Origin of the sequence: Allotabrizicola aquatica (SeqCode) (assembly GCF_965194375.1) — a bacterium.
Taxonomy (GTDB): Bacteria; Pseudomonadota; Alphaproteobacteria; order Rhodobacterales; family Rhodobacteraceae; genus Tabrizicola_A; species Tabrizicola_A aquatica.
On sequence record NZ_CBDAEL010000012.1, the window covers coordinates 46,288 to 60,789 of the forward strand.

At 60.4% G+C, this 14,502-nt stretch carries 17 protein-coding genes and 1 tRNA gene; 4 read left to right on the forward strand and 14 right to left on the reverse strand.

The window, feature by feature from the left end; all coding sequences use genetic code 11:
• Positions 1–34: 34 nt before the first annotated feature.
• The 11 genes from AC72UB_RS12510 to AC72UB_RS12560 form a co-directional block, all read right to left on the reverse strand.
• Positions 35–580 carry a tetratricopeptide repeat protein gene (locus tag AC72UB_RS12510; protein ID WP_505190085.1) on the reverse strand — a complete coding sequence of 182 codons (546 nt, stop codon included), beginning with the start codon at positions 578–580 and terminating at the stop codon, positions 35–37.
• Positions 581–620: 40 nt separating this feature from the next.
• Positions 621–1,604: a type II secretion system F family protein gene (locus tag AC72UB_RS12515; RefSeq protein WP_463289621.1), complete on the reverse strand. Its 984-nt coding sequence runs from the start codon at positions 1,602–1,604 to the stop codon at positions 621–623.
• A gap of 9 nt (positions 1,605–1,613) precedes the next feature.
• A complete protein-coding gene (locus AC72UB_RS12520) occupies positions 1,614–2,582 on the reverse strand; it encodes a type II secretion system F family protein (protein ID WP_463289622.1) in 969 nt (322 codons plus the stop codon).
• Positions 2,583–2,594: 12 nt separating this feature from the next.
• Complete coding sequence (locus AC72UB_RS12525; protein WP_505190086.1) at positions 2,595–4,061, reverse strand: TadA family conjugal transfer-associated ATPase; 1,467 nt, start codon at positions 4,059–4,061, stop codon at positions 2,595–2,597.
• Between the two features lie 24 nt (positions 4,062–4,085).
• Entirely contained in the window at positions 4,086–5,354 is a 1,269-nt protein-coding gene (locus AC72UB_RS12530; RefSeq protein WP_505190087.1) for a CpaE/TadZ family protein, read from the reverse strand.
• A gap of 218 nt (positions 5,355–5,572) precedes the next feature.
• Complete coding sequence (locus AC72UB_RS12535; RefSeq protein WP_505190088.1) at positions 5,573–6,250, reverse strand: OmpA family protein; 678 nt, start codon at positions 6,248–6,250, stop codon at positions 5,573–5,575.
• Positions 6,251–6,255: 5 nt separating this feature from the next.
• Entirely contained in the window at positions 6,256–7,662 is a 1,407-nt protein-coding gene (locus tag AC72UB_RS12540; protein ID WP_505190089.1) for a type II and III secretion system protein family protein, read from the reverse strand.
• Positions 7,663–7,865: 203 nt separating this feature from the next.
• Positions 7,866–8,702 carry a Flp pilus assembly protein CpaB gene (gene cpaB / locus AC72UB_RS12545; protein ID WP_505190090.1) on the reverse strand — a complete coding sequence of 279 codons (837 nt, stop codon included), beginning with the start codon at positions 8,700–8,702 and terminating at the stop codon, positions 7,866–7,868.
• A gap of 43 nt (positions 8,703–8,745) precedes the next feature.
• Positions 8,746–8,934 (reverse strand): hypothetical protein, encoded by a 189-nt coding sequence (locus AC72UB_RS12550; protein ID WP_463289628.1) that lies wholly within the window; start codon positions 8,932–8,934, stop codon positions 8,746–8,748.
• A 177-nt stretch (positions 8,935–9,111) separates the two neighbouring features.
• A complete protein-coding gene (locus tag AC72UB_RS12555) occupies positions 9,112–9,309 on the reverse strand; it encodes a Flp family type IVb pilin (RefSeq protein ID WP_463289629.1) in 198 nt (65 codons plus the stop codon).
• Positions 9,310–9,570: 261 nt separating this feature from the next.
• On the reverse strand, positions 9,571–9,768 hold the full coding sequence (locus AC72UB_RS12560; RefSeq protein WP_463289629.1) for a Flp family type IVb pilin: 198 nt from the start codon (positions 9,766–9,768) through the stop codon (positions 9,571–9,573).
• A 361-nt stretch (positions 9,769–10,129) separates the two neighbouring features.
• Here AC72UB_RS12560 and AC72UB_RS12565 point away from each other — a divergent pair, with 361 nt between their 5' ends.
• Positions 10,130–10,987, forward strand: coding sequence for a lytic transglycosylase domain-containing protein (locus tag AC72UB_RS12565; RefSeq protein ID WP_505190091.1), 858 nt, complete (start codon positions 10,130–10,132; stop codon positions 10,985–10,987).
• An 83-nt stretch (positions 10,988–11,070) separates the two neighbouring features.
• Here AC72UB_RS12565 and AC72UB_RS12570 read toward each other — a convergent pair whose 3' ends face one another.
• Positions 11,071–11,700 carry a 3-oxoacid CoA-transferase subunit B gene (locus tag AC72UB_RS12570; protein WP_463289631.1) on the reverse strand — a complete coding sequence of 210 codons (630 nt, stop codon included), beginning with the start codon at positions 11,698–11,700 and terminating at the stop codon, positions 11,071–11,073.
• A 3-nt stretch (positions 11,701–11,703) separates the two neighbouring features.
• Positions 11,704–12,405, reverse strand: a complete 702-nt coding sequence (locus AC72UB_RS12575) for a CoA transferase subunit A (protein ID WP_463289632.1) — start codon at positions 12,403–12,405, stop codon at positions 11,704–11,706.
• A gap of 131 nt (positions 12,406–12,536) precedes the next feature.
• Between AC72UB_RS12575 and AC72UB_RS12580 the strand changes: the two genes are divergently transcribed.
• From AC72UB_RS12580 to AC72UB_RS12590, 3 genes are all read left to right on the forward strand, one after another.
• Complete coding sequence (locus AC72UB_RS12580; RefSeq protein WP_505190092.1) at positions 12,537–13,121, forward strand: helix-turn-helix transcriptional regulator; 585 nt, start codon at positions 12,537–12,539, stop codon at positions 13,119–13,121.
• 55 nt (positions 13,122–13,176) lie between these two features.
• Positions 13,177–13,262: transfer RNA gene (locus AC72UB_RS12585), tRNA-Leu, on the forward strand.
• An 87-nt stretch (positions 13,263–13,349) separates the two neighbouring features.
• Complete coding sequence (locus AC72UB_RS12590; RefSeq protein ID WP_505190093.1) at positions 13,350–14,093, forward strand: DUF6538 domain-containing protein; 744 nt, start codon at positions 13,350–13,352, stop codon at positions 14,091–14,093.
• Here the strand turns inward: AC72UB_RS12590 and AC72UB_RS12595 are convergent.
• The coding region (locus AC72UB_RS12595; protein ID WP_505190094.1) for a transposase at positions 14,050–14,502 on the reverse strand (453 nt) is incomplete at its 5' end. The genes AC72UB_RS12590 and AC72UB_RS12595 overlap by 44 nt on opposite strands.

The following is a 14,502-nucleotide window of genomic DNA, read 5'->3' on the forward strand; positions in this document are numbered from 1 at the left end:
GCTCAAATACTACGTCACGGGGCGCCGGCCGGGCCTAAAGCTGCGTCAAAAGCACGTATTCGCCGGTGCCACGCCGCATCAGGTTGTATTTCGGCTCTGCCGGGCCGTAATTGGGGTCAGAATATACATCTGGCTCGGTTCGCGCGATAGCCAGTTTCAGATTTTCGCGGATCGAGTCCGTTTGGCCACTGTCGAGTGCGAAGGCCTGCTGGAACACGGCGCGCGCTTCGCCCAGTTTGCCGCGCTCCATCAGGACCACGCCAAGGTTGTTTTGCGCGGGCACAAAGGAGGGGTCCAGTTCAACCGCGCGGCGGAGGAGCTGTTCGGCTTGGCCCAGGCGGTCGAGTTTCAGATTGACCGAGCCGAGGGCTGAGAGCACATCGACGTTGATGCCTTGTTCGGCGGCGGCGCGCAGATAGGCCTTGAGCGCAAGATCAAACTCGCCCGCCTCCATCAGCCGGTGGCCGACCAAAAGCCCGTCCACGCCCTGTGCGTTGGCATTGGCGGCGGGGGGGCGGTTGACGCTGCCTTGCGGAAAGCCAAGGCCGCCCGAAGAACAGGCGGCCAGAAGCATAAGCATGGCCAAAGCCGGCAAGTGGCGCAAAACCCAAAGCCCCTCGTTACGGACCGGACCCCATGGACAGGGTCGATGAAATACCGTGCACCGACGGTCCGATCAGGATGATCAAAAGCGGCGGAAGCGTGAAGAGCATTGTGCCAAGGGTCAGCTTGGTCGGCAAGGTGTTTGCCTTCTCTTCGGCCCGCATCACGCGTTTGTCGCGCATTTCGTTGGAATAGACCCGCAACGCCTCGGCGATTGAGGTGCCGAAGGTGGCCGATTGCACCAAAGTGGTGACGAAGGACGACACATCCGGCACGCCGACGCGTTCGGACATGTCCTTCAAGACCTTCACGCGTTCCTTGCCAGCCTTCACCTCATGGGCGACCATGTCGAACTCATCCGCCAAAGCGGGATAGCCGGCGCGGCTTTCCTTGGCGACGCGGTTGATCGACTGGTCGAGCGACTGGCCCGCTTCGATGCAGACGAGCATCATGTCCAGCGCATCGGGAAAGCCTGAGATGATCTCGGCCTGCCGCGACTGCAGGCGGCGCTGCACCCAGTATTGCGGCAGGTAATAGCCTGCGGCCCCGGGGATCAGCGTCGAGAGGATCAGGAATTGGGTCGAAACCTCCTGCTGGGCCTGCATGACCATCGCGTAGATCACGCCCAAGACGAGAAAGCCGATGCCAAGCGCGAACTGGGAAAAGTGGAACATCCGCACGGCGTTCTTGGCGCGGTAGCCTGCACGCAAGAGTTTCAGGCGCGAGGCCGACATGGTTTCGGCGTCTTGCGGTTCCAGAAAGCTGGAAAAGCGTTCCAGCTTGTCAGACTTGGACTGGGTGCGCAAATCGGGCCCGCCCGACCCTTTGGTCGCCTTCATCATCTCGGCCTGCGCCTTGAGCTTGGTGAAGCCGTCGGTTTCCTTTTTCAGCATCGCCGGCAGCGCGATGATGATCAGCAAGGCCCCGAGAAACCCCAGCGCCAAAAGCGGGCCAAGAGGCCCTAGCGCGTCGGTCAGCATTGTGTTGACGGTGTCCAGCATTGTCGCCCCCTAGACCTTGATGTTGACCATCATCTTCATGAAGATCACGTTGATGACCAAGAACACTGCCACCACCAGCGCCGCCGGAATGAAGGCGGCGGTTTCCTTGACGTCGTCGAAATAGTCCGGCTGGACCACGTTGATCATCACCAGCGCCCCGATGGGGAAAGCCGAGAGGAACATGCCCGACCATTTGGCCTCGGCGGTGATGGCTTTGACGCGGCGGAAGAGCTTGAAGCGCGCGCGGATCACCTTGGCCAGACCTTCGAGGATCTCGGCCAGATTGCCGCCCGATTGCTGCTGAATGGTCACGGCCACGGCCAGAAAGCGCAGATCCTGACTGTCCATGCGTTCGGCAAAGGCCTTGAGGCTTTCGGCCACATCGCGGCCATAGGCGGCCTCGTCGGCGATCAGGCCGAATTCGGTGCCCAAGGGATCGGGCACCTCTTTCGACACGATGCCGATGGCCGAGGAAAACGGATGGCCCACGCGCAAAGAGCGCACCATCAGTTCCACCGCATCGGGCAGTTGCTCTTCCAAAAGCGCCATGCGCTTTTTGGCCTTGCCGTTGACCCAAAAGTAGATGCCCCCGACCCCCATGGCGATGGCCATGATGATGCGGACGGGGGTGCCCGCCTCGGTGCCAAGGGTCAGCGCGAAATAGGAAAACACCCCCAGAACGCCCATCATCATGATGAGTTGCTTGGGCGAAAAGGCGATGTTGGCCTTTTGCGCCTTGGTGGCCAAGATCGAATAGAGCGGGATCCCGCGCGAGGACATGTGCTGAGACATTTCCTTGCGCAGTTGTTCCAACACCTCTTCACGGTTGTTGTTCTTTTCCAAGAGCGCAAGACGGCGCGACATGCGGCTGTTGAGGCTGATCGATTTGCCGAAAACCGTCAGATAGACGCCTTCGACCAGCGCGATCACGGCGACGAAGATCAGGATATAGATCAGCGGTGCGGCGGAGATTGTCATCGGCCTGCCCCCTTAAATGATGGGTTCATAGATCGAGGCCGGCAGGTCATAGCCCCACTGGCGGAAGCGATCCGAATAGTGGCTGCGCACGCCGGTGGCGTTGAAGCGGCCGATGATCTTGCCGTTCGGTTCCACCCCAAGGCGTTCATAGCGGAACACCTCTTGCATCGAGATGACCTCGCCTTCCATGCCGGTGATTTCGGTGATCGACACCATCCGGCGCGAGCCGTCTTGCAGGCGGCTGGCCTGCACGATCAGGTTGACGGCGCTTGCGATCTGGGCGCGCACGGCTTTCAGCGGCATCTCAATCCCGGCCATGGCGACCATGTTTTCAAGGCGGCTGATGCCGTCGCGGGCGTTGTTGGCGTGGATTGTGGTCATCGACCCGTCGTGGCCGGTGTTCATGGCCTGCAACATGTCGATCACTTCTTCACCGCGGGTTTCGCCCACGATGATACGGTCAGGACGCATCCGCAGCGCGTTGCGCAAACAGTCGCGCTGGGTCACAGCGCCCTTGCCTTCAACGTTCGGCGGACGGCTTTCCATGCGGCCCACATGCACCTGTTGCAGCTGCAATTCGGCGGTGTCCTCAATCGTCAGCACGCGTTCCTTATTGTCGATGAAGGAGGACAGTGCGTTCAGCGTGGTGGTTTTGCCCGAACCCGTGCCGCCCGAGACGATGACGTTGAGCCGGGTGGACACAGCGGCCTGAAGATAGAGCGCCATTTCGTCGGTGAAGGCGCCAAAGCGCACCAGATCGGGGATGCCCAGCTTTTCCTTTTTGAATTTCCGGATCGAGACAAGCGAGCCATCCACCGCCACCGGCGGTACCATCACGTTGAAACGGCTGCCATCTTGCAGACGCGCGTCGCAATAGGGGTTGGATTCGTCCACCCGGCGGCCCACCGCCGACACGATCTTGTCGATGATACGCAGAAGGTGGCGTTCGTCCTTGAAGGTGATGTCGGTCAGTTCCAGCTTGCCGCCGCGTTCCACGAAGATGCGGTTCGGGCCGTTGACCAGAATGTCGTTGACGGTTTCATCTTTCAGCAAAGGCTCCAGGGGGCCAAGGCCCATGACCTCGTCATAAAGCTCTTGGTGGAGAATGGCGCGGTCGTCCTTGGGCAGGACCACGGCCATTTCTTCCAGCGCTTCATTGGCGATGGCGCCGATTTCCTGCTTGAGGTTGTTTTCCGAGGCATGTTCCAGCGCGGCAAGGTTCAGGTTTTCCAAAAGCCGCTTGTGCAGCTCGACCTTCAGCTCTTGCAGGCGGTCCTTGCGCTTTTTCTCTTTGTCAGCCGCCACCACCTCGGCCGGAGGGCGCGGTGCGGGTGCTGCGGGCAGCGGACGGGCCGCCAAGGCCGCCTGCGTGGCGGTTGCGGGTGCGGCGCGCGCGGCGGCAGGGCCTGCGCTTGTGACCGGGGCCATGACGGCAGGCCGTGCCGACGCATCGTCGGGCTTCTTGAAACGTGAAAACATCTATTCCCCCAGGTAACCTTTGCGTCAGCTCTTGCCGGTTTCGGCGGATTTGTTGATATCGATCAGCGACTTGGCAAGTTTCGCGATCTCTTTGCGCAAGGGGTTCTTCCCTGCGTTTTCTTGCAGCGGCAGGCCATGGTCATTGGCCTGCGTCACTTGGGTGCCGCCATCGGGCAGCTGCACCTCAAGCGAGATGTCGAGGCTTTCGGCCATGCGCTTCACCCGGCTCTTGGCAGAGAGATCGGTGAATTTTGGCGCGCGGTTCAGCACATAGCGCAGCTTTTCATGCGGCAGCCCTTCGGCTTTCAGCGCGCGCAGCATCCGCAGCACGTTCTGGGCCGAGCGCAGGTCAAGTTCGAGCAAGGCGAAATAGACATGGGCCGCGTTGAGGACCGTTTCGGTCCAGGCCACCACGGTCTTGGGCATGTCGATGACGACGAAATCGAAATTGGCCTGCGCCATGTCGATCAGCCGACTGATGTCCTCGGGGCCCAAGATGTCCAAGGGCAGCATGTCCGATGGCGCAGTCAGCACATGCAGCTTGTCATTGAAGGTCACCATGGCCTGCAGCAGCGTTTCGCTGTTGGCATTGGCCAGATCAGAGAGGAATTCATAGACGAGTTCCTTGCGCGGCAGATCAAGATAGGTCGCCGCCGAGCCATATTGGAAATCGAGATCCAAGAGGCAGACGCGCGGGGCGTCGGTTTTGGACGCAGTGGCGAGTTCCCACGCCAGATTGACCGCGAAGGTCGAGGCCCCCGAGCCGCCGGCCAGGCCGTGAACCGGCAGGATCACCCCGTGACGGTCGCCCTTGGCCTTGAAGGTGGGATGTGCGCCCGCCTCGGCCTGCGGGGCCGGGGCGGCAACCGGTTCGGCCACAGCGGGCGGGGCGGGTTGGCGGGCAATTGCCTCGTGCAGCGCGCCTTCGGGCAGCGGGTAGGGCACGAAATCATCGGCGCCAAGCCGCAAGAGTTGATGCAGCGCGATCGGGCTGACCTGATCGGCGATCAGGATCACTTTGATCGCTTTTTCCTTGGCCGTGCGAATGACATCGCCGATCCGCGCGAGGTCGGTCTCATCTTCGCTGTCGACCGCGATGGCGACGAATTTCAATTGGGCGGATTCAGGCTGGTTCAAGAAGATCAGGGCATCTTCAAAGCCCAAATCGCCCCAGTTTTCTCCCAGCTCTTGTTCCATGTCGTCGATCAAAAGGTCAAAGTTCTGCACATCCCGAGAGATGGTGCAGGCCAGGATCGGCGCGGGATCCGGTTGCAAATTGGCGACACTCGACATCACAACAGTCCTTCCAAAGGCGGCTCATGGCCCTGCGGCCTTGCCCGGACGACTCAGACAGAGTCGGACTTCGGGCCTTGATCTGAAGGAAAGATGCAGGTGGAGTTGGGCGAGATTGGGGCCAAAAGATCGTCAATCTGCGATTTTTGGCGGTTTGTTTCCGGAGGTGGGAAACGAAACGGCCCGCCGAATGGGGCGGGCCGAGGGGCAAAGGGGCGTCAGCCGCCCGAGCTTGGGTCAACCTGTGTGACGACAACCGTGGTGCGCGGGTGGGGCCGTTCGGCAAGGCTGTTGGTCATCGACGTGTTCACGTAGCTGCGCCAGACAATCTCGGCATATTTGCCGTTCATGACCGTTGGGTTGCCCTTCACGAAACCGGTTACCTCGGTCACCGTGCGGCGGTTGCGCTCTTCGGGGCCGGGGGTAGCAATCACGGGCTGGGTCTTACCGAACGACACCACCGCCTCAAGCCGGGCGGTGCCGATGCCTTGGGAGGACAGATAAGCGACGGCGGCTTTGGCGCGGCGCATGCCAAGCGCTTTGTTATAGGCCTCGGATCCGACCAGATCGGTGTGGCCATAGACGCGGAAGCGCACTTCGGGGAATTGGCGGATGAAATTGGCCTGCTGGCGTAGCGTGGCCTTGGCCTCTTCGGTCAGGTCTGAGGCGTTGAAGGCGAAGTTGATCGTGGTGGGAACCTCTTGGGCAAAGCGGTTGCCCAAGGCCATCGTCGCATCCCAAGCCCCCATCATGACCATAGAGTTTTGCATGGTGGCATTGCCGAACCCGCCTTCATCCACCTCATAGCCCGCCTCGCGGGTTACAAAACCGGGGTCGTTGCAGGCGGTTAGGGCGATCAGGGCAGCGCCTGCCAGAAGCGTGGTGTTCGCGCGCATACCCTTTACTCCATCACATAGCCGTAAGAGCCGGTAAAGTCCTGCCGGGCCACTTCGCCCGCGGCCCCCTTCTGCCTGCCAGCCACATCGCCGAACAAGAACAGTTCTTTTTCCGTGGGCAGGCGCACGCGGTCGGTGGGCAGGGCCAGCGCTTCGCCGCGGGTCGGCGTCACCAAATGCGGGGTGACGATGATCACCAGTTCGGATTGGGCGCGCTGATATTCGGCCGAGCGGAAGAGTGCGCCGATGATCGGGATATCGCCCAGCCACGGCACTTGACCGTTCAGATCGCGGAAATCGTCTTGCAAAAGGCCCGCGATTGCAAAGCTTTCGCCGTCGCGCATTTCAACCGTGGTCGAGGTTTCGCGGCGTTTGAAGGCGTTGATCGAAAAGCCTTCGGTTTGCAGCGTTGTGGTGCTGTCAATCGAGGAGACCGCCGCGTTGATCGTCAGGTTGATGATGTCACCATCGACCACGATCGGGGTAAAGTTCAGCTCCACCCCGAAGGGCTTGTATTCCACCGTGATCGCGCCATCGCCTGAGGCGACCGGGATCGGGTATTCCCCACCGGCCAGAAACTTGGCCTCTTGCCCCGAAAGCGCGGTCAGGTTTGGTTCAGCCAACGTACGCACAACGCCTTTTGATTCAAGGGCTTCCAGCAGCACGGCGAATTCCAGCGCCCCGGCCGAGAAGCCAAGGCCAAAGCGGCCTTCGGCCTCGTTCGAGGAATTGATGGTGCCGTCGCCCAAAATCGTGGTCAGCTTGGTGCTGTCGGCAAGTTGACCGCCGCCCGCCGAGACGCCCACGGTATTGCCGCCCCTGACCCCAAGCGAGGCCGACAGGCTTTTCGACACAGACCGCTGCATTTCGGCAAAGCGCACCTTCAGCATCACCTGCTGGGTGCCGCCCACGCTCATGAGGTTTGAGACGCGTTCGGGCGCATAGCGGTTGGCCAGATCCAGCGCGCGGTCGAGCTTGGCGGTGGAGGAGACGGTGCCTGACAGCACGATGCCGTCATTGGCGGTGCGCACTTCGATGGGCTCACCGGGCAGGATTTGCTTTAGCCGTTCCTTGAATTCCGCGATGTCGGGGGTGACATGCACCTCGACGTTCGAGATCAGCCGACCTTCGGGGGATAGCAGAGTGAGCGTCGTGCGGCCGGGGGTTTTGCCCAGCACATAAATCGATTTGTCCGACAGGGTCGAGATATCGGCGATGCCCGGATTGGCGATTGAGAGTTCGGCAAAAGGTGTGTCGCTTTCCACCACCACCGCGCGGTTCATCGGCACGTTCAACGGCGCGCTTTCTGACCCTTTCAGGACGTGAAGCGTTTGCGCGTTCACGGGCGTGAGGTGGGTGGTTGCCAAGGCAATTCCCAGCAAACCTGCCGTCACTAAATTGTACAGTCTCATGTGACCTGCCCTTTCGACCACGCCTCTGCCGGGTCTTTTGCCGCCCGTTCAGAAGGGAACAATGCCTTGTTTGCCTTTTTTTTGCAACAATCAAACGCTTATCGCAGCTTCCTTATGTGGATAACTTGCAACATAACGCTATAAGTGGTGCCTTGTGGCCAATTGTACCTATAGGTGGTGTCTAAATTAACACAATTTTGCCATTAATTGGTGCAGGGGATTGGGATCTCGACCACGTCGGCACCTTTGCGGGTGCGGATGGTGCAGACCTTTTCAGCCTCAACCGCGACGGGGGCGGCGGCTTCGGTGATGCCGAGCATCGATCCGGTGTCCACCTCGATCTTGCCAGTTTCGGTGTCATCGCCCACGCCGACCAATGACATCACCAGACGCCCGGTGGCCTGGGCTTGGGCCAGACGCGCCACCTGTTCGGGGGTCGCGGCCACGGTCATGGTGCGGTTCTGGATGGACCCGTCCGAAGACTGCGACTTGCCGTTGCGGTCGACCGCGATGATCTTCATCGTGCTTTCAATGAGCCGGGTGATTTCGCCCGTAGAGCTTTCCGTCGCGCCGGTCCAGTAGATGTCGACGCGGTCGCCGGGTTGCAGGAAATCCGCCGCTTCGACCTTGATGGCGAAGGCGCGCATGCCCTTTTCCAACGCGCCGGTCAGCCCGGCCTGTTCGCCCGGTTCGGTGACCTTGATCGCGAGAATCGGCTCAAACTTTTCCATCGGGCGCAGCACATAGCGCGGTTCGCTGTTGTCTTCGGGGAAGAGCAGCGCGATGTCGCCAAAGGTCGCCTCGGGCAGGGTGTTTTTCGGCAGATAGCTTTTCTGCACGTCGTCTTTGGTCAGGGGGTCGCCATAGTCGACCGATTTCTTGACCACATAGACCTCGACCAGACCGCCGGTTTGCGCCTTGATCGCCAGCTCTTTTTGCAAGGCTGTCTCGGTTTTCGAAATATACCCTTTGGCCATATAGACCGCCGCCCCGGCCAAGCCGACGCCCGCCACAAGGACCAGTCCGAACATCGCGCGCATAATCTTTACCCCTTTGAAACTGGACCGATTGGGCCCGACGTGGTCAGTTGTTGCCGTAGCCGACCGGCTGGTTTTCGATGCCGTCGGCAATTTGCTGGGTCGAGCTTTCGGTCGAATAGGCAATTGGGATCAGCACAACCATGCCCAGACCGATGATCGCAGCCGACAAGACCACCCAATCGACTGTAATCGCCCCGTCTTCGCGGCGCAGGAAATTCGCAATCCGTTCCATCTTTACACTCCGTGTTTACTGACGGGCTGGTGCGTCGACGCAGCCCCCACGCGTCTTTGTGGCGTGGCTTTGTGGCTGAAACTGGAACGATCCCATGACATTAATGCGGCTTGTCATGCCAAATGAAACAGGCCGCGCTTGGGGCGCGGCCTGCACTGATCGAGATATTGGATCAGATTACTGGTTTTCGTAGCCCGCAGCGCGGCCTTCCAGATCCGACACGATGGCAGTGCCGAGGCCTTCGATGCCGCCACCAACGGTGGTCATCACCACCATGCCGAGGCCGACGATGGCGGCGGTCAGCACGACCCAGTCCACGGTCACAGCGCCGGATTCGTCGTTCTTGAAGGATTTGAAGATGTTCAGCAGTTTCATGTCATTGCCCTTTCGCGGGTGTTGCAGGTCTCTGGCCGGCGGGCGGGCGGATCAAAAGGTCCGGCCCTTCCGTCTGGCTTGCCTGCAGTAGGCGTGCGGAATCTGTCAGGTTTGGGGCGATGTCGGGGAAATCCGGTGAAGATCGGGGCGGGTGGGAAACAGACTGTTTCCGGTGATGATCGGCAGGGCGGGTCCGCGCAAAAGATTAAGGGCTGCGTCCGGATTGGAACGCAGCCCCTTTGATCGAAATGTCAGATCAGATTACTGGTTTTCGTAGCCAGCAGCGCGGCCTTCCAGATCCGACACAATGGCGGTCCCCAGACCTTCGATGCCGCCGCCAACGGTGGTCATGACGACCATGCCGAGGCCAACGATGGCCGCGGTCAGCACGACCCAGTCAACGGTCACAGCGCCGGATTCGTCGTTCTTGAAGGATTTGAAGATGTTCAGCAGTTTCATGGCAGTTGCCCTTTCACAAGATTTGCACAGTCACATGTCTTCGGAAGGGGTTTCCCGCGGCCTCTGTTCCGCATGCCTTCTGACGACAAGGGCATTTGGCCCCCAGAACGTGGCAAAGCTGCGGAAAGGCCGGGGCCATTTCAGGGAATTGGGTTAATCGGGACTTAATGCGTTGAAAGACATAGAAGAAAAATCTTCTTCCCCGCTGAATTGCGCCTTTATTGGAGGGGAAAATCGTGTCTTTGTGGCCAATATTGGTCAAAATGCCATGATCTAAGGGGGGAAATCGTGGCCCGAGCGCGGAAAACATGCTTGTCTTGAGGCAAGACGAGCAGAACAAAAACACGCAGGTCGCGCCATCATGCGCCTTAAGACGGGCATCCTTGTGCTGGCAGCCATGATGGTTGCCGCCGTACCGCTCTGGGCCGAACAGGCCCCGGCAGCGCGTGACTTTACCTTTAAGCGCATCTCGGTTGCTGATTCCAAGCCGGGCAATCGCATCACCGTGCAGATCGATCCGGCTGAGCAGGCCCGGCTTTTGGCGCTTGCCCCCAAGGTTGACCCCCATCCAAAGCCGAGTGCCGAAGCCGCTGCCGCGGTTCCGGTCGCGCCGATCCCCGGCGCGCGCTATGGCTGGTTTTGGGACAAGGTGCCGACTGCGCGCGATCAGGTCTCGGGCCGGTTTGGGCTGGCACTTGCCACGCTGTCACAAGGCCCGAACGGCGCACAGGTCGCCGCGCCGCGGATGCAGCATATGCAGCAGATCGCCAACACCTATGGCGTCGAGATCTTGAAGGCGACGCTGGGCACCGAGGTGTCGCCCGCCTTGGTTCTGGCGGTGATCGGCATTGAGAGCGGCGGGCGGCATGAGGCCGTGTCAAGCGCGGGCGCGACCGGGTTGATGCAGCTGATCCCGGCCACGGCGGAGCGGTTTGGGGTGAAGGATAGCAAGGACCCGGTGCAGAACATCAAGGGCGGGGTGGCGTATCTGGACTGGCTGATGAAGCGGTTTGACCGTGACCCTTTGATGGTGCTGGCGGCCTATAATGCCGGTGAAGGGGCGGTGGATGCCAACACGGGCGTGCCGCCCTATGCCGAGACCCGCGATTATGTGCCCAAGGTGCTGGCTGCGTGGCAGGTGGCGCAGGGGCTGTGCCAAAGTCCGCCGGAATTGGTGACTGACCCTTGTGTGTTCAAGGTGATTGCGGTGGAGGGATAAAGAAAGGGGGGCTATCCGCCCCCCTCGCGCGTGCCGCGCTCACCCCCCGAGGATATTTGGGCCGCATTGAAGGCCCTGAGGGGTCAGTTGACCAGTGTTGCCTCGGTTGCGGCGCGGAATTCGGCTTCGGTCACGCCTTCGGCCAGTTCAATCAGCTTCAGCCCGCCCGGCACCACATCGAGAACGCCGAGATTGGTGATGATGCGGTTGACCACGCCTTTGCCCGTCAGCGGCAGGGTGCAGGCTTTCAGCACCTTGGATTCGCCGTGCTTCGAGGTGTGGTCCATGACCACCACCACGCGGCCGACGCCGGCGACAAGGTCCATCGCCCCGCCCATGCCCTTCACGAGCTTGCCGGGGATCATCCAGTTGGCGAGGTCACCGTTTTCGGCGACTTCCATGGCGCCAAGGATCGCCATGGCGATCTTGCCGCCGCGGATCATGGCGAAGGACTGGGCAGAATCGAAATAGGCGGTTTGCGGCAGTTCGGTGATGGTCTGCTTGCCCGCGTTGATGAGGTCAGGGTCTTCCTCGCCCTCATACGGGAAGGGGCCCATGCCCAGCATGCCGTTTTCTGATTGCAGCGTCACTTCGATGCCCTTGGGGATATAGTTCACCACAAGGGTCGGAATGCCAATGCCAAGGTTAACGTACCAGCCGTCCTGCAGCTCCAGTGCTGCGCGGGCGGCCATTTGGTTGCGATCCCATGCCATGGCTTAGGCCTCCTTCTTGCGGGTGGTGCGGTTTTCGATGCGCTTTTCGTGCTGACCTTGGACCAGACGATGCACATAGATGCCCGGCAGGTGGATGCTGTCGGGGTCTAAAGACCCCAAGGGCACGATCTCTTCCACTTCGCAGATGCAGACCTTGCCAGCGGAGGCCGCCGGCGGGTTGAAGTTGCGCGCGGTTTTGCGGAACACAAGGTTGCCCGAGGGGTCGGCCTTCCACGCCTTGACGATGGAGATATCGGCGACGATGCCGGTTTCCAGGATATACTCCTTGCCGTCGAACACCTTCACATCCTTGCCATCTGCAATGACGGTGCCGACGCCCGTGCGGGTGTAAAAGCCGCCAATTCCGGCGCCGCCTGCGCGCAGGCGTTCGGCCAGCGTGCCTTGGGGGTTGAATTCCAACTCCAACTCGCCCGAGAGATATTGGCGCATGAATTCAGCATTCTCGCCGACATAGGACGAGATCATTTTCTTGACCTGTTTGGTTGCCAACAGGACGCCCAGACCAAAGCCATCAACGCCCGCGTTGTTCGAGGCGATGGTCAGGTTCTGGGTGCCAGCCTTTTCAATGGCGGCGATCAAAAGCTCGGGGATACCGCAGAGGCCAAAGCCCCCCGATGCGATGGTCATGCCGTCAAACAGCAGACCCTCAAGTGCGGCATCCGCACTCGGATAGACCTTTTTCATGGGCAAATTCCTCCTAAAGCCCGGTTGGCCGCAAAAGCGGCGGCCTGTCGGGTGACGGCGCGATCCTTAAAGATTGTGTCGGGCGCGGCTATCCGTAAGAATACGTAGATAGCTACGTATAGCGGGCGGGCATGGCCGAGAGTTTCACAGATTATGAAAAGCTGGCCTTTCGCCATGCCCCGGATGCCACCTTGATCTTGGCGGATCGGGTCATTTTGCGCGCCAGCCTGCGGGTGGAAAGCGTGTTTGGCTGGAAACTGGCCGAGTTGGAGGGGCAATCGATCCGCGTGCTCTACCCCGGACAGACCGACTTTGAGGTGATCGGGGCGCGGGCGCGCCGGGCGATGCGGGCGGGCGAGGTCTACCGCGACGAGCGTTTTATGCGCCGCAAAGACGGGCAGGTGGTTTGGATGGAAGGGCAGGGGACCGCGCTGGACCCCGAGGATCCGTTGCGGTTGGCGGTCTGGACCTACCGGCCGATTGAGGCGGGATCGGGGGCGGTTTCGGGCGCGTTGGAGCCGCTGACGCCCACCGAAAAGAAGATCGCCCGCTATCTGGTGAATGGCTTTACCAGCAAGGAGATCGCGTTGGCCCTCTTCTGCTCGCCCCGCACGGTTGAGGTGCACCGGGGCAACATGATCCGCAAGATGGGGGTGCGCAACAGTGCCGAGATGGTCAGCCGTCTTTTGGGCTCGCCCGTTGGGGCGGCGGGCTAGGCCCGCAACTTGGGGGGCTTTACCTTGGCGCGTGCTTCATTATGGTGCGCGCGCGGCCCGAGTGGTGGAATGGTAGACACAGGAGACTTAAAATCTCTAGGCCGAAAGGCCGTGCCGGTTCGAGTCCGGCCTTGGGCACCAGCCTCTCTCACAGATTGGCGATAAGTCTATGAAAGCGCTCACTTAATCTCTCCGGGACCATCCCGGACGGCTGGAGCGTAGACCAAATTGAAGACCAATCGGGCACCATACACCTTCCAAAAGGACGGCTATTTTTACTTTTCAAGGCGGATTCCTTCTGACCTGAGATGCAACTATCAGACGGATCGAATCGTTGAAGCTCTCAAGACCAAGTCCGCTCATGTGGCTCGGGGTAGAGCGATGATGGCTGCAGCTAAGCTGGACGAATACTGGTCCCATTTGCGGCTGAGCCAGACTGATCTGCCGGGGCGAAAATTCCTTCTGCAGGCACAAGAGGCATACCAGCGCGTCTCAGTACAACGACCGGCGCTGGCTGAGATTGCCCACGAGGAAGGCACGATTGCGTCACCAAGGCTTGCAGAGGCACTTGTGCGTTATGTGAGCCAGAAAGGGGCTGGTCGCGTTGATACCTTCAGGAGGGCCGCCGAGAGGGCATGTGGCTATCTGATCGACGCAGCAGGGGAAAAGCCTCTTTCGGACTACACGAGGTCAGATGCGTTGTCGTTGCGAGATTACTTGGTGGCAAAAGGACTGTCTGGGTCGTCGATTACACGCATCTTGGGAAGCATTAGGGCAGTCATCAACTTCAACATAGGTGAGCTTGCGCTGAGGCATGGCAACCCATTTGTCTCAGTCTATTATGATCGCAGTCGTGGCGTGACCAAGCGAGCAACTATTCCTGAGGCGGTGAGCTACTCCCCAACTCTTGGACAGCTTTCCGGGTTGTTTAAGCTACTGCCTGCACCTGCTGATCGGTTTCAATGCGGTTAAAGTAGACCACGGCGGGCGGTTGGCCGCCATGGGCAGTGTGAGGGCGTTGGTGGTTGTAGAAGGTGATCCAGCGCCCGATGCCGACCCGTGCCTGCGATCCGGTTTCCCAGGCGTGCAGATAGACGCATTCATACTTCAGGGACCGCCACAGGCGCTCGATGAAGATGTTGTCGATGCAGCGCCCTTTGCCGTCCATAGAGATCCGGGTGCCAACCCGTTTCAGCCTGTCAGTCCAGACGAAGGACGTGAACTGGCTGCCCTGATCCGTGTTCATGATCTCGGGCGGGCCGAACTTATGGATCGCCTCGTTCAAAGCCTCCACGCAGAAGTCGGCTTCCAGCGTGTTGGATATCCGCCAGGCCAGCACCTTGCGGGTATACCAGTCCATGATGGCGACCAGATAGAGGAA